Genomic DNA, 17731 nt, shown 5'->3' on the forward strand with positions numbered 1-17731 from the left:
TACTTCACAGCGGTAATCCTGAAAATAGGGCACCTGAGATGCAAGATACACTTTTGCAACTCAATGAACTCTCTGCTGTTTTAGAAGAATTAGGCCATGGAGTAGGGCATGTCTATTTTGGAGATTGTTGTTCGGGAGGATGCCCTGAAAGTATTGCGAAGGCCGATTTGGTTTTTAATCTGGTTGAAGATATTGATGGCCGTGACGAACTAATCCATATAGCTACCTCGTGGCTGGATGCTGTTGGTGTTCCGTATACTGGCAATAGAACCCATGTTTTTCGTCTTGTTGAAGATAAAAGGCAGGCTAAGAAAATTCTGGAAGAGCATCGGTTACCTACTCCCTTATGGTTTGACCATGATTCGATCTTTGGCCAACATTTTGAGGAAAAAGGTGTCTATATTGTTAAATCATCCAGTTTGCATGGGTCGGTTGGTATCGATGATTCTTCTATTGTTTCTGGTGTGGAAGCGGCTGTTGAAAAAATGATGGCGATGAAATTCCGTTTTGGCGGTGATTGGTTTGCGGAATCCTATGTTGATGGCAGGGAAATTAATGTGTCGATGTTAGAAATCGATGGCATTGTCCATGTATTGCCTATCGCGGAAATTCTATTTGAGAATTATCATACGGATAAACCCAAGATTGTCGGTTACGCAGCCAAATGGGAAGAGGAATCAGAGGAATATAATCAGACACCGCGAAGCTTTACTTTTTCAGCAGAAGATCGCACCGCTTTGGATGAAATTTCACAATTGGCGCGACGCTGCTGGGATGTGTTTGGCTTGCATAGTTATGCACGGGTTGATTTTAGAATGGATCACCAGGGGAAGCCCTGGGTGATTGATGTGAATCCAAACCCATGTTTGATGTCTGAGGGAGGGTTTATGGTCGCCACGCGACAATATGGACTGTCTTCGCAACAGGTGATGGAAGCAATTGGTAGTACGGCAATGAGGGCCAGCACATGGACACCGCTATCCTAAATAGGACGAATTTTGATATTCAATGGCGTACATACCCATTACACCATGATGTGGTGCAGGTGATCGCGTTGGTGACGGCCACCAGTGTGTTTTCAGATGAAGAAATCATGATTGCGGGTGAGCTGGTGTCCGAAGCATTAGAAAGAGGCTGTGGTGATTCTGGTTATTTCTTTCAATTTGCCTATAACGGTGATGAATTGGCAGGATATGCGTGCTATGGGCACATAGCGCTTACCAGGGATGCGTTTGATCTCTACTGGATAGCCGTGTTGCCACGCTATGCTGGTACGGGGCTTGCTGGCGAATTACTGGAACGCAGCGAATTCCATATTAAGGCACTGGGTGGGAAACAAATCCACGCCGAAACTTCAGGGCTTGAACGCTATAAACCGGCACAGGTTTTTTACCAAAAACAGGGTTATAACCTCATGGCCACATTCCCAGATTTTTATAAACCTGGTGATGCTAAATTGGTGTATGTGAAAAAAGATTATTAACCTACATCGGGTGATAAGATCAGGGCTTGCTCTTCCAGTAGCTTAATATGATCCCTTAGTCCCGCGGCTTTTTCAAAGTCTAAATTTCCAGCCGCCGTCAACATTTCCTTGCGGACTTTGGCGATATGCTGTTGTAACGCTTTGCCGGTTAATTTGGGTAAATTTGGCATGGTAGCTAATTCATCGGATGTATGTGATTGGGAGGGGAGTAAATTATTATTCTGTTCTCTGGATGTTGTTTGCGGCACAATTCCGTATTTATCGTTATGGGCTTGCTGAATGGCGCGGCGTCGGTCGGTTTCAGAAAGGGCACGCTGGATGGAGCCAGTCATTTTATCGGCATAGAGGATCACGCGGCCTTCCAGATGGCGGGCGGCGCGGCCAATGGTTTGGATCAAGGCAGTTTCAGAACGCAGGAAGCCTTCTTTATCGGCATCTAAAATGGCGACTAATGAACATTCAGGAATATCCAATCCTTCCCGCAGCAGGTTTACGCCCACTAATACATCATACTCGCCGTGGCGTAGCTTTTGGATGATTTCAACGCGTTCAAGGGTTAATATATCCGAATGTAGATATGCAACTTTGACGCCGGTTTCCTGAAGGTAGTCGGTTAAATCTTCAGCCATACGCTTGGTAAGGGTCGTGACGAGGACACGCTGATTTTTGGCAGCTAGAGCCTTACATTCACCAATTAAATCATCTACTTGAGTTTCAACGGGGCGGATAATACAGGTTGGATCGACCAGTCCAGTGGGTCGGATAACCTGTTCAACAAAAACGCCGTCTGTTTGTTTGAGTTCATAAGGTCCTGGTGTGGCGGATACAAAAATAGTCAGGGGTCGCATCGTTTCCCATTCGGTAAACTGCAACGGCCGGTTATCTAATGCCGACGGCAAACGGAACCCATGTTCAACCAGCGTTGTTTTGCGAGCCCTGTCGCCATTAAACATGCCTTGAATCTGCGGAACAGTCACGTGACATTCATCCAGGAAGAGCAAGGCATCGTGCGGCAGATATTCAAATAATGTTGGAGGTGGTTCGCCGGCATTGCGTCCGTACAGGTAGCGTGAATAATTTTCGATCCCTTTGCACGTACAGGATTCAATCATCATTTCCAGGTCAAATTGGGTGCGTTGTTCTAGCCTTTGTGCTTCTACCAGTCTGTTTTGGCTTTGGAAATACTCCAGACGATCCTTCAATTCGGCTTTGATTGAATGAATGGCCTTTTCGATGGTATTTCTAGGAGTGACGTAGTGGCTGTTGGCGTAAATGCTGATTTCACTTAAGGAGCGGAGCTTTTGGCCAGTGAGATAGTCAATTTCGGTGATGGTTTCAATTTCATCGCCAAAAAAAGAAAGACGCCATGCGCGGTCATCAATGTGAGCGGGGATAATATCCATATTATCGCCGCGAACCCGGAATGTGCCGCGATGAAAGTCGATATCATTACGCTGGTACTGGATGTTGATCAATTCGCGTACAAGCAGGGAAAGGCTGATGTTTTGCCCTTTTTTCAACACAATACGTGCTTTAAGATATGCCTCTGGAGCGCCCAGTCCATAAATACATGAAACGGAAGAAACCACCACCACATCGCGCCGCTCCAGCAAAGAACGGGTAGCGGAGTGTCGCATCAGATCAATCTGTTCATTGATCGAAGAGTCTTTTTCGATGTAGGTGTCGGTTTTGGGAATATAGGCTTCAGGCTGGAAATAATCATAGTAAGAAACAAAATACTCTACCGCATTGTTTGGAAGAAATTGTTTCATCTCGTTATAAAGTTGTGCAGCCAGGGTTTTATTGTGAGCCATTATCAGCGCTGGACGCTGGGTGTTGGCAATCACATTAGCCATCGTAAAGGTTTTCCCTGATCCAGTGACACCTAACAAAACCTGGTTTTGGTCATGGCGCTGTACTCCCTCAACCAGCTTCTGGATGGCGGCGGGCTGGTCTCCTGCGGGTTTATAGGGAGCTATAACTTCAAAAGGTTGGTTCATAAGAGAACGAGTTTAGAGTGAAAAGCTAAATGAATCAAGAACTAAGGTAGAGGGAGACGCTTAAGGTGATGGGGATGGCCTCTTCATCAAATCGCTGTATTTGCTTGCCTTTTGCCATAGTTTTGGCATAGTGATCGTCAATAGTTAAGGAAGTTTTCATGTCGTCACTTATTATTGCCCCTATTAAATTATTCCCGGATAATCCTAAAATCAAATTTATGCGTTTAGGAAATTTTGGGTATGTGCTGTCTGTTATTGCTATTATTTTAACGGTGGTTTTGCTGTGTACGCGCGGCCTTAACTTTGGTATCGATTTTACTGGCGGTACGCTCATTGAAGTGCGCTTCGAGCAAGTGCCTGATCTTTCTTTGCTGAGAAAGGAACTGGAAAAGACCGTGCCGTTGGAGGTTACGATCCAGCGTTTTGGATCTGCTAATGATGTGTTGATACGCGTAGGGTTGGATAAAACCAAAACATCACAAAATGATATTGTTGAAGCGATTAAACATAAATTATCCAGCGTGAGTCAGGGGGGCATTCAGTATCGTCGTACGGATGTGGTTGGTCCTAAAGTGGGCGATGAGCTGATTAAAGCCGGTGCGTTAGCTCTTTCGCTGGCGATTGTGTGTATCGGTGCTTATGTGTGGTTTCGATTCGAATATCAATTTAGTGTGGGGGTATCCTTGGCCTTGCTCCATGATGCCGTCCTTACCTTAGGGTTTTTCAGTCTGACACAGTTGGAATTTAATCTAAGCTCTGTTGCTGCGGTGCTGACTATTGTTGGTTATTCGGTTAACGATTCGGTGGTGGTTTATGATCGGATACGTGAGAATTTACGGCGTTTCAAAAAAATGAAAATGGCGGATTTAATCGATTTGAGCCTCAATGAAACATTTTCCAGAACCTTGCTGACGTCATCAACGACGCTGCTTGCCGTGATCGCATTGGTCTGGTTTGGCGGTCCGGTTATCCGTTCATTCAGCATGGCTATGTTATTCGGTATTGTGATCGGTACCTATTCTTCGATTTTCGTAGGTGGAACGTTGCTCCTCTTGTTTGATTTCAAACGTGGCGAAACAACTGAGGCTGTAAAACAAAAGTAGCGTGGAAGTGGTATGATTAAGCTTACCTATCCTGGTACATGCCCGTTGAATGTGAAGGAAGGGGTGGTGGCCATTGGCAATTTTGATGGTGTACATAAGGGCCATCAGGCGGTGATTGCTAAAGCGCGCCAAATTGCCAAAGAACTCAGCACGCATTCAGCGGTGATTACATTTGATCCCCATCCTTTAGCCCTCTTAAAACCAGAGGTCGCTTTTTTTCTGATCTATCCCGAAGCTATAAAGGAACAATGCCTTAAGGAAACGGGCATTGATTATTTGTTTCTGGTCGAATTTTCGGCGGCCTTGGCTAATATGTCGGGAGATGAATTTATTCAAGATGTTCTCTTTGGCCATTATGGTGTTCGGCATGTGGTAGTAGGTGAGGATTTTGCGTTTGGCAAACACCGATCGGGAAATGTTTCCCGGCTGCTTGAATATGCCAAATATCATGGCGTTGGTGTCACCATTTTAAAGAAAGAGGGTGATGACAAACACATTTATTCGTCCTCACATATCAGGCATTTGTTAGTTCAGGGACATGTTAGGGAGGCTTCTGCTGTACTGGGTCGTCCCTATGCTGTTTCAGGACTGTTGGTTAAGGGAGAGCAGAGGGGAAGACGCTTGGGTTTTCCTACGGCCAATTTTTTCTTGGGGCCTATTTTACATCCATTATACGGAGTGTATGCGGTGCGTGCACAAATAGGTGATCATACAGGGTGGATCGAAGGTGTTGCAAACCTAGGGGTTAAGCCCACGTTTGGTCAGTTTGACCCATCGTTGGAGATCCATTTTTTTAATTTTGAGTCCGAAAATGAATTGTATGGTCACAAAATATATGTCGAATTGATTGATTTTATACGAGCAGAACGAAAGTTTGAATCGGTAGAGGCCTTAAAGAATCAAATAGAACAGGATTGTAAGAACGCACAAAATGCGCTATTAACGTATAATCAAACTAGAAGTCATCTATGATCCTCAAAAAATATCTTAGCATTGCGGCGATTGCCTTGGTTGTGTTGATACTCGACCAATGGACTAAACATCTTATTGTTACCTCTGCGGTTAACGAAGTAACATTCATGCCGATTATGCGTATGTTCAACCTGGTGCTTGTACATAATCGAGGCATTAGCTTTGGGATGTTTAGCGATTTACACCGAAGTGAGTTTATATTCACGGCTATTGCCTGTTTGATTTCGGTAACGTTGCTTGTTTGGGTGCGGAAATCGGCATTACTCATAATGCCTGTAGGTACGGGGTTAATTATAGGCGGTGCATTCGGGAATGTCGTAGATAGGCTGCGTTATGGATATGTCATTGATTTTCTGGATTTTCATCTGGGTGAATATCACTGGCCTGCGTTCAACGTTGCAGACTCGGTTATTTTTATAGGGGTTACCTTGTTGTGTTTTGGGTCTGTATTGGAAGATTATAGGCTCAAAAAAGATACATTTAAAAAACGGGAACAATAGCGATTCCAGAGGAAAGGCATATGTCATTGAAGAAAGTTAATTGGTTATGGATCGGAGCTGGTGCAATATCGCTAAGTGCTTGTGGCTCTTATGATGTGCGCGATGCATTGGGTGTTAAAAATGCGGCACCGGATGAGTATTCTGTCGTGGCTAATAATCCACTGAGCGTTCCCCCGGATTTTGAATTGAGGCCTCCGCGTCCTGGAAGCCCAAGGCCTAACCAAAATTCTTCTAGCGCATCGGCTAAAAAATTATTGCTTGGAACGCCAGAAGATGCCGAGCCAGATGTTGGGCAACAGCCTCCTAATCTAACGCCTGATGGTGAAGCGAAGCCAGCTCCGGTTGAGGCACATGCCGTTTCCAATGCAGAGCAATCATTTAAAGAGCATCTTAAATTAAAAGAAGCTGATCCGAATGTGAAGCAGGCGTTGGTTGAAGACAGTCTGCCGCCATTGGAAACGGATACCAATACGAGCAAAAAGAAACCTGGATTCTGGGCGCGTTTCTTCCGTACGGATAAGGAAGACAAACCACAGCCGGTGGTTGATGCAACCAAAGAAAAAGAACGGATTGAAAAAAATAAGGTGGAAGGAAAGCCTGTTAATGAAGGCAATGTAGTTAACAAAAATCAGAAAGAGCCATCGACGTTAGAGAAAATTTTTGGCGAATAGTTTAAAATAGGTTACCTTTTCCAACGGTATCTCCCGTTGGAAGATTAACTATTTTATAAGGTAAGGGCAGTTTGATAGCATGCGGCACGGTGGTGTTGCTGCTGAGAATCTTTTTAGTGTGTGAGGGAATAGCATGCGTTTGGTTGTTTTAATCCTGGCTTTGTCGATGCTGCCATTTCAATGTATGGCCGCGATATATCAGCAATTTACGTTGGCTAACGGAATGCAGGTTGTGGTGATACCTAATCATCGCGTACCGGTAGTTACCCACATGGTCTGGTATAAAGTAGGGGCTAAAGATGAAGAAGTAGGCAAAAGTGGCATTGCCCATTTTTTAGAACACCTGATGTTCAAAGGTACCGAAAAATTAAAACCGGGTGAGTTTTCAAGCATCATTGCCAAAAATGGTGGTAATGATAATGCGTTTACCAGTCAGGATTTTACGGCTTATTTTCAAACGATTTCCAAAGATAAATTATTATTGGTCATGGGGCTTGAAGCAGAACGGATGACTAAACTTAAATTATCCGACGATGAAATTAAAAAAGAACGTGAGGTTGTCCTTGAAGAAAGGCGCACTCGTACCGAAAATGAACCAAGCGCCATGTTGATGGAACAAATGAAGGCTGCCTTATACCAGAATCATCCTTATGGGCGTCCTATTATTGGCTGGTCTCACGAAATTAAGCAATTATCCCCCAGTGAGATTCAATCTTTTTATCATCTTCATTATGCACCCAATAAAGCAATATTAGTGGTTTCTGGAGATATAACTGCAGAAGAATTAAGGCCGCTTGCTGAGGCAACCTATGGCAAAGTTCCTGCGGCAAAACCTAACGTGGCCAAAAACATAACGGAGCCGCCACATATTGCGCCAATTCACGTCACCTATACGGATGAGAAAGTGAAGCAGGCTGAATATATGATGTATTTCCTAGCGCCAGGGCAACGTTCTGTAGGAAAGGAAAATGCCTATGCACTAACGGTGCTCGCACATATTTTGGGAGGCGGTGAAACGTCCAGACTTTATCAATCGCTGGTGGTAAACCAGAAGGTTGCGGCGTCTGCTTCTGTTTTTTATGATGATGTGAGTACCTTTGATACCGTGTTTGGTATGTATGTGATTCCTCATCCAGAAACATCATTGGCCGAACTTGAAAAAGCGCTTCGCAAACAATTAGATTTAATTGTTGATAAAGGTGTTACTTCAGAAGAACTAGAAAGAGCAAAAACCGTTATTCGTGCGCAATCAATTTATGATCGAGATAGTTCTAAGGGGATGGCATTTGCATTTGGCGAGGCAATGGTTGTTGGTTTGTCGCCGGATTATGTTGAGACACTGCCTGATAAAATGAATGCAGTGACGGCAAAACAAGTGCAAGATGCTGCGCGCTTGGTCTTTAAGCCACAGCAATCGGTTGTGGGGGTGTTATTACCTAAACAGCAGGATGCCAAAGCCGATAAGAAACCAGTAAGCAGTCCGAAGCAATCAACAGCACGGGGGAAAATCTAATGACTCTAATATCCACATATCGATATGGCACAATGTTAGGTTTATGTGTTGCTATTCTCACGCTGGGTGCACCTCAAATGACGGTGGCTGCTGATGGTATTGCCCTTCCTCCTAAGGTGGCAGCGAAGGCATCTGGGGGCGTATCAACGGCTCGCAATTTAAACAATGTGCGTGAAGTTTCAGGGAAATCAGGTTTAACAGCCTGGTATGTGGAAGAGCATGCGCTGCCAATTGTGAGTGTGCGTATCGCCATTAAGGGCGGTGGGGCGGCGTATGATCCTGCTGGCAAAGAAGGCCTCGCCAATGTGGTTGCTTCAATGCTGGATGAAGGGGCTGGGAGTTATGACAGCCAGGCATTTCAAAAAGAATTAGAGAAAAAAGCCATCCAGATGTCATTTGATATCGATAATGATTATTTGTTTATCGAAATGAAAATGCTGAAAGAAAATGCGGATAGGGCTTTTGAATTATTATCGCTTGCGCTGACCAAGCCGCGTTTGGACACAGGTGATATGGCCAGGGTGCGTAAGCAAATTATAACGGCCATCACTAAAAGTGAGGAAGATCCCAATTATGTAGGTGAAAAAGCTCTCAACGAAACCTTGTTTGGCAAGCATCCTTATGCACATCCTTCCATTGGCAATAGAAAATCGGTTGAAGCAGTAGGAACCGGTGATGTTAAAACCTATATCAGCCAAAAAATAACAAGAAACCAAATGGTTGTGACGATGGTGGGTGATGTGAGTGCGGATACTATTGCCAACTGGATGGATAAATATCTAGGAGTGCTTCCAGATCAAGCCAAAACAAATGGCAAAGCCTTACCGGATAAAGTGGCGGAGGTAACACAGCTTAATTATCGCACGCAAACCGTATCAAGACCCATCCCGCAAAGTGTAATTATGTTTGCTGGTAAAGGTGTTAAACGGAAGGATCCTGATTTTTATGCCGCCTATGTTCTCAATTATATTTTGGGAGGCGGCAGTTTTGAGTCGAAGCTAATGAAAGAATTGCGTGAAAAAAGAGGGTTAGTTTATTCGGCCTATACCTACCTGGAAAATTATAAATACGCCTCTTTGCTGCGAGGTGGAGCGGCGACCCAATCCAAGAATGTTGACCAGGCTCTGAGGGTGATCAAGGACGTGGTCCAGGATGCCAGTAATAATATTACTGAACAAGATGTGGCAGATGCCAAGCGTTATCTTATTGGATCATTTCCGCTACAATTAGATACAAATGATAAATTGGCATTGTTCCTGACGATTATGCAGTTGGATAATCTGGGTAAGGATTTCTTGCAGCAACGCAATGAATCTGTTGCTAAAGTGACCGCGCAGGATGTTAAGAGGGTGGCAAAATCGCTGCTATCAGTGGACAAGCTTTCTTTTGTGGTTGTTGGTAAGTAGTTGGTATTTGTAAATAATCTTGACATATTATACAATGTCGGTTATCAACGTCGGTATCTGACCAATTTTATGGAATATTCGTATGTTATATGATCACACGATTCATGCCGGATTTTTTGATAAAGAAAATTTTCTGGGAATCTCCCGAGATTTTTTCCAACACACGGTATTGCGTGCCCATGATTTAATGGACGAAATCGCAACTGAGTTTAAGGCGGGGGCGCTACCCTGGCTTGAATTGCCCAACCAGGAGACATTGGCTTCAATCTGTGAGATTGCTGAGCAATTAAAAGGCCGCTACAAGAATATCCTTATTTTGGGAATGGGAGGGGCGAGTTTATGTGGTCAGGTTTTGGTGTCGCTGATGCGGCGACCTTTTGCTCCTTACGGAAAGATGCCGAGGATTTATTTTGTAGATACGTTGGATCCCAGCGCGATAACCGATTTATACTGCCAGATTAATCCTAGGGAAACGGCTTTTGTGGTGATCAGCAAATCAGGAACAACGGTTGAAACGCTTACACAATTATCGTTATTTTATACCTTTACCAAAGAAGTAACCGGTGCCGAGCCACAACCTGGTCAATTTATGATGATCAGCGATCCTAAACCTTCGCCGCTGCGTGATTTTGCAGAAGCGATTAAGGCTCGAGTAGAGGATCATCGCCCTGAGGTTGGCGGCAGATTCGCCATCTTTACGAATGTTGGTCTGCTACCGGCTGCGATAGCATCGATGAATATCCAGAATGTATGTGAAGGAGCAAATGAGACATTGGCTCATTGCTTAAAAGGAACAAGCCAATCGGTGATAGAAGGTGCTGCGATGCATGTGGTGATGCTGGAGCGTGGAATCCAGCAATCGGTCATGATGTCCTACAGTGATGGGCTACTCGGATTAGTTGATTGGGTACGACAACTCATTGCTGAGAGTTTGGGCAAAGGCGGAAAGGGCATTACTCCTATTAAAGCCAAAGGCACGATGGACCAACACAGCCAGCTGCAATTATTTTTAGATGGGCCTAAAGATAAATGGTTTACCGTACTAAGGGGTGTTCCGATTATTCCCCATCTGGAAATTGAAATACCAAAGCAATGTAAACCATGGGATAATGGCTTAGTAGGAAGCACGTTAGCAGAAGTGGTTGAAATAGAATATCAAGCAACGGTCAATGCCTTACTTACCAAAGGCTGTCCCTTGCGGACGATCAATTGTGGTTACTTGGACGAATACCGCATCGGCGCATTAGCTATGCATTTTATGTTGGAAACCATGCTGGTGGCAAAATTAATGAATATCAATGCGTATGATCAGCCAGCCGTAGAAATTGGCAAGCGTTTTGCTCTTGATTTACTGGCACAGAAGGCCAGGGAGCGTACCCATGTCTAAAGCACCATGGATTGTATTTGACGGTGGTGAAGGCAGCGGCAAATCAACGCAGGCAAAAATGCTTGCAGAAGTCGTAGAGCGTGCCGGCTTTCCTTGCCTTAGAACGCGCGAGCCAGGTGGGACGTTTAAGGCCGAAAAAATTCGCACATTATTGACGGAATCGCAAGACGAATTATGGGATCCTGTCAGTGAATTATTTTTGCATGTGGCTGCGCGGCGTGAGCACGTCATGAAATTAATTCTTCCGGCTATTAACCAGGGTAAGTGGGTGGTGTGTGATCGTTTCAATCCATCAACGATTGCTTATCAGGCATTTGGCGGAGGTCTTTCACCCCATTATGTATGGTCGATTATCCATGCGGCTATCGGTGGAATCCATCCAGACATGGTGATATGGCTTGATGTTGATGTTAAAACGGGTTTAAACCGTGCCCATGCGCGTATGGATACCAATCATTATGAAACCCAGGGGGAGGCATATCACGAGCGCGTTCGTTCGGGATATCAGCATTACCGCAAGGCCTATCCTAACTACGTATTTTATTGTGATTCAAGTGATCGGAACCCTGATGAATTGCATCGCGATATTGTGAATATGGTCAATACACGATTCGGCCAGCAGCTTAAGGCGCTTGGTTCTAAAAAATCTTAACTTTTTATTTCATCTGTAAGAGTTCATCCTATGAGTGATATTCGTTACCCTGTGCGTATTGTCTTTGAAGAAACTGGATTTGTAGCTGATTTTCCTGATTTAGGTGGCTTGACTGACGGTAAAACCTTTGACGAAACTCTTCTGAATGCGGGACGTTTATTAGAAACACTGATTTCCTATAAAATTAAACGTGATGAAGGCATAGCCCATCCAACGGCTCTCAAAAAAGGCGAATATGAAATTTCTGTTCCACCGCTCATGGCTGCCAAATTATTGCTCTATTGGGAAATGCGTAGCAAACGCATGAAAAAATCAGCCTTAGCCAGAAGATTAAGTTGCCATCTTCCCTATGTTGAAAAGCTCTTGGATGTAAAGCATGAATCGAATTTATCGCAGATCAACCGGGCCTTTGCGGTCATGGGCAAGCGTATCCTTATCAGCGTTGAAGATTTGCCGCCCGAGCAACAATTAACGCAGCCTTTCTATGGTGGCTAATCGATACCTATATTGAGGGTTTTAGGGGCTTGACCTTAGCGCTAAAGTGATGTATAACGTTTGCCTACCTGTGCCCATCATGTTTATAGGATGGGTCTCTCATGTGGGGATATAGCTCAGTTGGTAGAGCACCTGCTTTGCACGCAGGGGGTCAGCGGTTCGAATCCGCTTATCTCCACCACCCTTCGCCCTTGCGGGCTGAAACAAGAAGGCGTTAAAAACCGGGCACATACCTATTATTTACGGATACCGATCTCCCGAAACCAATGGGATGCTGCGCCAACATGTTTGGCTTTGTTGCAGGGCGTCTTACGAGTGGGATTGAGATCATATTGATATTCAATATATTAAGATGTCCGCTCATTGACTTCCCTGTGTCTTGCACCTATATATAAAATAAGTTTAAAATCTAAGAGGTCGATATGAATCCTAAATATTTAGTTATTATTGCCATCGTTGTGATTGTGGCCATTTTTGGTTCGTCCATCGTTGGTAGCATGAATACCATTCCGCAACTCGATGAAAAAGTGAATGCGTCGTGGGCTGAAGTGCAGAACCAATATCAGCGACGTGCCGATCTGGTCCCAAATTTGGTTGAAACGGTAAAGGGTTATGCCAATTTTGAACAAAAAACATTGACGGATGTGATCAGTGCGCGTGCTAATGCAACCAAAGTGACACTGACTCCAGAAATGCTGAGCAATCCAGCGGCGGTTAAACAATTCGAACAGGCGCAAGGAGGATTATCTTCGGCACTCTCACGCTTAATGGTGGTGGCGGAACGTTATCCGGATTTAAAAGCTAACCAAAATTTCCTGGCATTGCAATCGCAGCTTGAAGGCACTGAAAACCGCATCACCGTTGCGCGTAAAGATTATATCGAAACAGTGCAGTTCTATAATGTAAGAGTGCGCACATTCCCGGGTATAATCTGGGCTAAATTTTACGGCGCTAAACCAAAACAAACCTTTGCAGCAACGCAAGGATCTGAAAAACCACCAGCCGTGAAATTCTAGATGACACGTTTATTATCCTTTATCACCGCCTTATTCATCAGCGCTGTGGCGATTGCGGCACCGCAATTCCCGGCGCTAACAGGGCGTGTGGTAGATGATGCCCATATTCTATCTGCAAACACCGTGCAGGCGTTAGATGCGATGCTCGCTGATTATGAGCGAGGAACTACCAATCAAGTGGTGGTGGTGACGCTTTCTTCACTTCAAGGTACCAGTATTGAAGATTACGGTTATCAATTAGGGCGTCACTGGCGCATAGGCCAAAAGGACAAAGATAATGGTGTATTGCTGATTGTTGCACCGACGGATCGCAAAATAAGGATTGAAGTAGGTTATGGATTAGAAGGCGAACTCACCGATGCCAAATCAAGCGTGATCCTTCATAGTATTATTTTGCCGGCTTTTCGTGCTGGTAAACTAGAACAAGGCATTGTCGATGGAACCAACGCTATTGTTTCGGTATTGGGTGGTAAAGGTATGCCGGCAGGACTCGAATCTGTCCAGCAACGACCAGTTAGCAAATTACATACGCTATTGGCGGTTATATTTCTGCTGTTTTTTATCTATTTCTGTATTCGGCATCCGGTGCTAGCGCTCTTATTCTTTTCCAGCATGCGTTTTGGTGGTGGTCATGGTCGGGGAGGCGGTGGCTTTAGCGGTGGCGGTGGTAGTTTTGGTGGAGGAGGGTCATCAGGATCATGGTAAATCTATTTTCACAACTGGATAAAGATGCGATATCGCTGGCTACGCAAAAAGCGGAAGAACAAACCAGTGCCGAATTAGTCACGATTATTGCCCGCGCTAGTGACGTGTACCATAGCTTTATTCTGGTCTATGGGTTGATGTTGGGAACGCTGGTTGCAGCGCTGTTGTGGGTTAACGAAAGAATAATACATTTTCCGATGCTTCTGGTTGTTCAACTGGCTGTTATTGGATTAGTTGCGGTGATCCCTTGGGTTGGTATGGGGGGGGCTTTTTTGATTCCTAAACATATTCGTACGCAACGAGCTAGCCGTCGTGCATGTGAAGAATACGTAACTCTTTCGCGGCAGGTGCCAGCCAAAACTCCTGTGCTATTACTCTATGTTTCGCTGGCTGAACATTATGTTCAGATAGTGCCCAATCAGGTTGTGCGTGAGATGATTTCTGACGAACAATGGAATGAAGTCATTCGCAACTTAACCGCGTCTATCCGCTTACAGGGATTAACCCAATCCTGCGTAACGGCTATTGACGCAGCCACTCAGTTACTTGTGCCTCACTTTCCTGATGATGGTGGTGCCGATTTATTAAAAACCGATGTGGTTGTCATGCGGAAATAGTGCACTATTTATAAAATAATAGGATGGTTATGATCCATGTCGAAAAATTATATGTTGAATATCCCAGTAAGCGTGCACTGAATAATGTGTCGTTTGACATACCTTCAGGAAGCATAACGGCACTTGTTGGGCCAAATGGTGCAGGGAAAACAACCTTGATGCGGTGCATTGCGGCGCTTGATGAACCATTTTCAGGCCAGATTACTGTCAATGGTGTCAATGTGGTTGAGCATCCGCGTCGTGCGCATCAGATGCTTGGTTATCTGTCTGATTTTTTTGGGGTCTATCACGACCTTACCGTTTATCAGAATTTAATGTTCATTGCCCGCATCCATCAATTGCCGCAAAATACGATAGAAAAACAAGTCTTATGGGCAGCGCAATGTGTGGGACTGACCTCGTATTTACATTCTTCATCACGTGTCCTCTCACGCGGTTGGCGCCAACGTTTAGGCATTGCTATGTCGCTTGTACATAGACCACAATTAGTGCTGTTGGATGAACCTGCATCAGGACTTGATCCTGAAGCACGCACTGAATTATCACACCTGTTTAAGACACTAAATAACGAAGGGATGACGTTGCTTGTGTCGTCGCATATTCTGGCTGAACTCGAAGATTATTGTACCGACATGCTGGTACTGCGCGATGGCGAAGTGGTCGAACATCGTTTGTCGCAGCCTGCCAATAAAGACACCAGCCTGATTATGCTGACATTACCTGAGGATGCCGTGGCATTTGAAGATAAAATAAAAAATATGCCTGAGGTTCTTGGTGTTAAAACACAAGGTCGCGAAATCTATATTGAATTGAACATGACAGAAGCCCAACATCATGAATTTTTAAAGAGGCTGATAGAACAGGATATTCCTGTGATGTCATTTCAACTTCAAAAACAGAAATTGCAGGATATTTATCTGTCATTAACGCAAAAAGGAAATCCGTTATGATGCAGCTTAATCCTCATATACAGCGTTATAGCTGGTCAGAATTAACCCCCCATCGTCTTGTAATGATGCCGCTGGTAATCAGTGTTATTGCCTATATAGCGTTTCAGTTTCATTTTGCTTCGCACATGATGTCGACCATTTATCTGGTATTAATCGGGTTATGGGGCGGGCGTAGGGCATGCGAGGTGGTCATTGAAGAAATACAAGAAAACACCTGGGATTTCCAACGGTTATCCTCGGTGACTCCCTGGAATTTAAGCTGGGGCAAATTGCTCGGCAGTACTATTTTTATGTGGTATGGCGGATTATGTGCACTTGCGATATTTGTGCTGGTTTTTCCTATGGAAGAAGCCACGGGGTCTGCCTTGCAGATTGTCGGGGCTTATGTAATGGGCGGCCTCCTTTGCCACGTTGGTTCGCTTTTCTTCAGCCTGGTGCAGTTGCAGGGAAGGCCACATGTAAAAGCAAGATTCGGGGTGAATGCCGCCTATATTGGCGGCCTTATCCTCGGAGCCTACGGAGCCTCAACCATCCTTGCAATCGATCATACTGAGTTTTGGGGAATCAAAGCCGCGCCGATGATGTCGTGGTATGGGGTGACATTATCAAGCGTGATTTTTGCCAATATCACCACCTTGCTGCTTTTGATGTGGCTGCTGCTCGGGATTTATTGTTTATTGCGCCTACAGTTGCGGATGCATAACACGCCTTGGTATTGGCTCGCTTTTCTTATTTTTTGTATGGTGTATTTTCCTGGGTTTTACACTGCTGGTGAAGCCCCTGTTTTGCTTTCATCGGCAGCATTCATTGCCTTAAGCTGGACGTACGTGATTGCATTCATGGATGTATGGGATGGAATCCGTTATCGCAAATGCCTTAATGCCTGGAAAGAAAATGCCAAAGCAACGTTTCTTTATGCTGTGCCACGCTGGATTCCGAGTCTTTGTGTATGCCTGGTTGTCACGGTTATATCGCTGATTGGTCATCAAGAAGATCAACAAACACGGTCTCTTATATTACTATCGATGCTTGGATTTATGTTGCGTGACATTGCCATACTCCATTATTTTCGGTTAACACCCAATGGCCGCAGTCCAGCAATCGTTACTTTATTTTATCTGTTTGTCTTATATGCGATTGTGCCGAGCTTGTTTGGTGTGCTGCATATGGGGGGAATTGCGAAGCTGTTTATTCCTCTTAAATTACCTAACTTTATCAGCACTGATATGACGCCGGTTGTTTCTGGTTATATACAGGCGATACTTGTCGTGGTGGGCATTATACGAAAATGGCGTCAATATTGGCAGAAGGCGCAGTAACGTTACCCACCTGCACGTGGATGTGTTTTTTGATAAGCTGCTAATAAATAGTCACTGTCAATTTTAGTATAACGCTGTGTTGTTGCCAGGGAGGCGTGCCCAAGCAATTGCTGGATAAAACGCAAGGGATCCATGCCGGGAGGATGGTTCACTAACAAGTGGGTAGCAAAACTATGGCGCAATGCATGCGGTGTTACCGTATTGGGGAGTTGGTAGAGTTTGCGGATATCCCGCAGAAGTTTTTGAAAAATTTCTGGGCGTAAAGGTTTCCCCCGCACCCCTTTAAAAATGACATCATCAATGCTAATGGGAAAGGGGCACTGCGCAAGATAGTCATCCAGTGCCAGCCGGACGATCGGCAACAGAGGCACCTGACGTTCTTTATTGCCTTTACCCACAATATGCAGTGTGTGCGTTTTAGATACGGTTCGTTTGGTAAGGGATAATGCTTCACTGATACGCAGCCCACAACCATAGAGCAGCAATGCAAGGCAATGATTGCGAGCATTCACCCACGGCTCATCGTCCATGGTCATCGCCTCATCCAGTGTTTTTTTACTTTCATTGATCGACAAGGCACGAGGTAATGCTTCTGGAATAGACGGTGTTTTTAGTTTTTGAATATGAGGGTTTACCTGATCATGAAATTTGGCAAGGTAGCGGAAAAAATTTCTTACCGATGATACGGCGCGTGCGGTTGCCCGGAAATGATAGGTTTCTTTATTGCGGTACACTAACCACGCACGAAAAACAGGTAATTCGAGTTTGACCAATGCATCAACCGATGTTTCTTGCCCCCGATGTTGCTGCAAAAAAGCAAGGAACTGTCGTACATCGCGCAGGTAATTATCCAGGGTGTGCCTGGAATAACGCCGTTCATGCGTTAGGTATTCAGACCATTCGTCCAGGATTTCCGGAATGTGCAATGCAGACATGTCAACC

At 44.8% G+C, this 17731-nt stretch carries 19 protein-coding genes and 1 tRNA gene; 18 read left to right on the forward strand and 2 right to left on the reverse strand.

Annotated features, from left to right (window positions below):
• The first annotated feature begins 38 nt into the window (after nucleotides 1-38).
• The gene (locus IPP74_06105; protein MBL0318845.1) at nucleotides 39-986 is read left to right on the forward strand and encodes an ATP-grasp domain-containing protein; all 948 of its coding nucleotides are present in this window, start codon (nucleotides 39-41) and stop codon (nucleotides 984-986) included.
• A complete protein-coding gene (locus IPP74_06110) occupies nucleotides 968-1483 on the forward strand; it encodes a GNAT family N-acetyltransferase (protein MBL0318846.1) in 516 nt (171 codons plus the stop codon). Before IPP74_06105 ends, IPP74_06110 begins: the two co-directional genes overlap by 19 nt.
• Here the strand turns inward: IPP74_06110 and uvrB are convergent.
• Entirely contained in the window at nucleotides 1480-3483 is a 2004-nt protein-coding gene (uvrB, locus tag IPP74_06115) for an excinuclease ABC subunit UvrB (protein ID MBL0318847.1), read from the reverse strand. The two genes, IPP74_06110 and uvrB, sit on opposite strands and share 4 nt — an antisense overlap.
• Nucleotides 3484-3641: 158 nt before the next feature.
• Between uvrB and secF the strand changes: the two genes are divergently transcribed.
• From secF to IPP74_06195, 16 genes are all read left to right on the forward strand, one after another.
• Complete coding sequence (gene secF / locus IPP74_06120) at nucleotides 3642-4586, forward strand: protein translocase subunit SecF (GenBank protein ID MBL0318848.1); 945 nt, start codon at nucleotides 3642-3644, stop codon at nucleotides 4584-4586.
• Nucleotides 4587-4598: 12 nt separating this feature from the next.
• Nucleotides 4599-5558 carry a bifunctional riboflavin kinase/FAD synthetase gene (locus tag IPP74_06125; protein MBL0318849.1) on the forward strand — a complete coding sequence of 320 codons (960 nt, stop codon included), beginning with the start codon at nucleotides 4599-4601 and terminating at the stop codon, nucleotides 5556-5558.
• The gene (gene lspA, locus IPP74_06130; protein MBL0318850.1) at nucleotides 5555-6058 is read left to right on the forward strand and encodes a signal peptidase II; all 504 of its coding nucleotides are present in this window, start codon (nucleotides 5555-5557) and stop codon (nucleotides 6056-6058) included. Before IPP74_06125 ends, lspA begins: the two co-directional genes overlap by 4 nt.
• A gap of 20 nt (nucleotides 6059-6078) precedes the next feature.
• On the forward strand, nucleotides 6079-6729 hold the full coding sequence (locus IPP74_06135) for a DUF3035 domain-containing protein (protein ID MBL0318851.1): 651 nt from the start codon (nucleotides 6079-6081) through the stop codon (nucleotides 6727-6729).
• A 133-nt stretch (nucleotides 6730-6862) separates the two neighbouring features.
• Nucleotides 6863-8242: an insulinase family protein gene (locus IPP74_06140; GenBank protein ID MBL0318852.1), complete on the forward strand. Its 1380-nt coding sequence runs from the start codon at nucleotides 6863-6865 to the stop codon at nucleotides 8240-8242.
• Nucleotides 8242-9648, forward strand: a complete 1407-nt coding sequence (locus tag IPP74_06145; GenBank protein MBL0318853.1) for an insulinase family protein — start codon at nucleotides 8242-8244, stop codon at nucleotides 9646-9648. Before IPP74_06140 ends, IPP74_06145 begins: the two co-directional genes overlap by 1 nt.
• Before the next feature lie 82 nt (nucleotides 9649-9730).
• Nucleotides 9731-11035 (forward strand): hypothetical protein, encoded by a 1305-nt coding sequence (locus IPP74_06150; GenBank protein MBL0318854.1) that lies wholly within the window; start codon nucleotides 9731-9733, stop codon nucleotides 11033-11035.
• On the forward strand, nucleotides 11028-11687 hold the full coding sequence (tmk, locus tag IPP74_06155) for a dTMP kinase (GenBank protein MBL0318855.1): 660 nt from the start codon (nucleotides 11028-11030) through the stop codon (nucleotides 11685-11687). The genes IPP74_06150 and tmk overlap by 8 nt, the downstream gene beginning before the upstream one ends.
• Nucleotides 11688-11717: 30 nt before the next feature.
• Nucleotides 11718-12182, forward strand: a complete 465-nt coding sequence (locus tag IPP74_06160) for a type II toxin-antitoxin system HicB family antitoxin (protein MBL0318856.1) — start codon at nucleotides 11718-11720, stop codon at nucleotides 12180-12182.
• Between the two features lie 105 nt (nucleotides 12183-12287).
• Nucleotides 12288-12363: transfer RNA gene (locus IPP74_06165), tRNA-Ala, on the forward strand.
• 48 nt (nucleotides 12364-12411) lie between these two features.
• Nucleotides 12412-12507: a hypothetical protein gene (locus IPP74_06170; GenBank protein ID MBL0318857.1), complete on the forward strand. Its 96-nt coding sequence runs from the start codon at nucleotides 12412-12414 to the stop codon at nucleotides 12505-12507.
• A gap of 97 nt (nucleotides 12508-12604) precedes the next feature.
• Nucleotides 12605-13198 carry a LemA family protein gene (locus IPP74_06175; GenBank protein ID MBL0318858.1) on the forward strand — a complete coding sequence of 198 codons (594 nt, stop codon included), beginning with the start codon at nucleotides 12605-12607 and terminating at the stop codon, nucleotides 13196-13198.
• Nucleotides 13199-13903: a TPM domain-containing protein gene (locus tag IPP74_06180; protein MBL0318859.1), complete on the forward strand. Its 705-nt coding sequence runs from the start codon at nucleotides 13199-13201 to the stop codon at nucleotides 13901-13903.
• Entirely contained in the window at nucleotides 13897-14520 is a 624-nt protein-coding gene (locus IPP74_06185; GenBank protein ID MBL0318860.1) for a hypothetical protein, read from the forward strand. The genes IPP74_06180 and IPP74_06185 overlap by 7 nt, the downstream gene beginning before the upstream one ends.
• Before the next feature lie 29 nt (nucleotides 14521-14549).
• Nucleotides 14550-15470, forward strand: a complete 921-nt coding sequence (locus IPP74_06190) for an ABC transporter ATP-binding protein (protein ID MBL0318861.1) — start codon at nucleotides 14550-14552, stop codon at nucleotides 15468-15470.
• Nucleotides 15467-16789, forward strand: coding sequence for a hypothetical protein (locus tag IPP74_06195; GenBank protein MBL0318862.1), 1323 nt, complete (start codon nucleotides 15467-15469; stop codon nucleotides 16787-16789). The genes IPP74_06190 and IPP74_06195 overlap by 4 nt, the downstream gene beginning before the upstream one ends.
• Nucleotides 16790-16791: 2 nt before the next feature.
• Here the strand turns inward: IPP74_06195 and IPP74_06200 are convergent, their stop codons facing one another.
• Nucleotides 16792-17724, reverse strand: a complete 933-nt coding sequence (locus tag IPP74_06200) for a tyrosine recombinase XerC (protein ID MBL0318863.1) — start codon at nucleotides 17722-17724, stop codon at nucleotides 16792-16794.
• Between the last annotated feature and the right edge of the window lie 7 nt (nucleotides 17725-17731).

This window comes from Alphaproteobacteria bacterium (assembly GCA_016722515.1).
Lineage (GTDB): Bacteria > Pseudomonadota > Alphaproteobacteria > Rickettsiales > JADKJE01 > JADKJE01.

Coding starts and splice junctions, on each gene's coding strand:
- lspA (MBL0318850.1), top strand. CDS start 5,555: ATGATCCTCAAAAAATATCTTAGCATTGCGGCGATTGCCTTGGTTGTG.
- IPP74_06110 (MBL0318846.1), top strand. CDS start 968: ATGGACACCGCTATCCTAAATAGGACGAATTTTGATATTCAATGGCGT.
- IPP74_06150 (MBL0318854.1), top strand. CDS start 9,731: ATGTTATATGATCACACGATTCATGCCGGATTTTTTGATAAAGAAAAT.
- IPP74_06125 (MBL0318849.1), top strand. CDS start 4,599: ATGATTAAGCTTACCTATCCTGGTACATGCCCGTTGAATGTGAAGGAA.
- IPP74_06175 (MBL0318858.1), top strand. CDS start 12,605: ATGAATCCTAAATATTTAGTTATTATTGCCATCGTTGTGATTGTGGCC.
- secF (MBL0318848.1), top strand. CDS start 3,642: ATGTCGTCACTTATTATTGCCCCTATTAAATTATTCCCGGATAATCCT.
- IPP74_06185 (MBL0318860.1), top strand. CDS start 13,897: ATGGTAAATCTATTTTCACAACTGGATAAAGATGCGATATCGCTGGCT.
- IPP74_06190 (MBL0318861.1), top strand. CDS start 14,550: ATGATCCATGTCGAAAAATTATATGTTGAATATCCCAGTAAGCGTGCA.
- tmk (MBL0318855.1), top strand. CDS start 11,028: ATGTCTAAAGCACCATGGATTGTATTTGACGGTGGTGAAGGCAGCGGC.
- IPP74_06145 (MBL0318853.1), top strand. CDS start 8,242: ATGACTCTAATATCCACATATCGATATGGCACAATGTTAGGTTTATGT.
- uvrB (MBL0318847.1), bottom strand. CDS start 3,483: ATGAACCAACCTTTTGAAGTTATAGCTCCCTATAAACCCGCAGGAGAC.
- IPP74_06140 (MBL0318852.1), top strand. CDS start 6,863: ATGCGTTTGGTTGTTTTAATCCTGGCTTTGTCGATGCTGCCATTTCAA.
- IPP74_06180 (MBL0318859.1), top strand. CDS start 13,199: ATGACACGTTTATTATCCTTTATCACCGCCTTATTCATCAGCGCTGTG.
- IPP74_06105 (MBL0318845.1), top strand. CDS start 39: ATGCAAGATACACTTTTGCAACTCAATGAACTCTCTGCTGTTTTAGAA.
- IPP74_06135 (MBL0318851.1), top strand. CDS start 6,079: ATGTCATTGAAGAAAGTTAATTGGTTATGGATCGGAGCTGGTGCAATA.
- IPP74_06160 (MBL0318856.1), top strand. CDS start 11,718: ATGAGTGATATTCGTTACCCTGTGCGTATTGTCTTTGAAGAAACTGGA.
- IPP74_06200 (MBL0318863.1), bottom strand. CDS start 17,724: ATGTCTGCATTGCACATTCCGGAAATCCTGGACGAATGGTCTGAATAC.
- IPP74_06195 (MBL0318862.1), top strand. CDS start 15,467: ATGATGCAGCTTAATCCTCATATACAGCGTTATAGCTGGTCAGAATTA.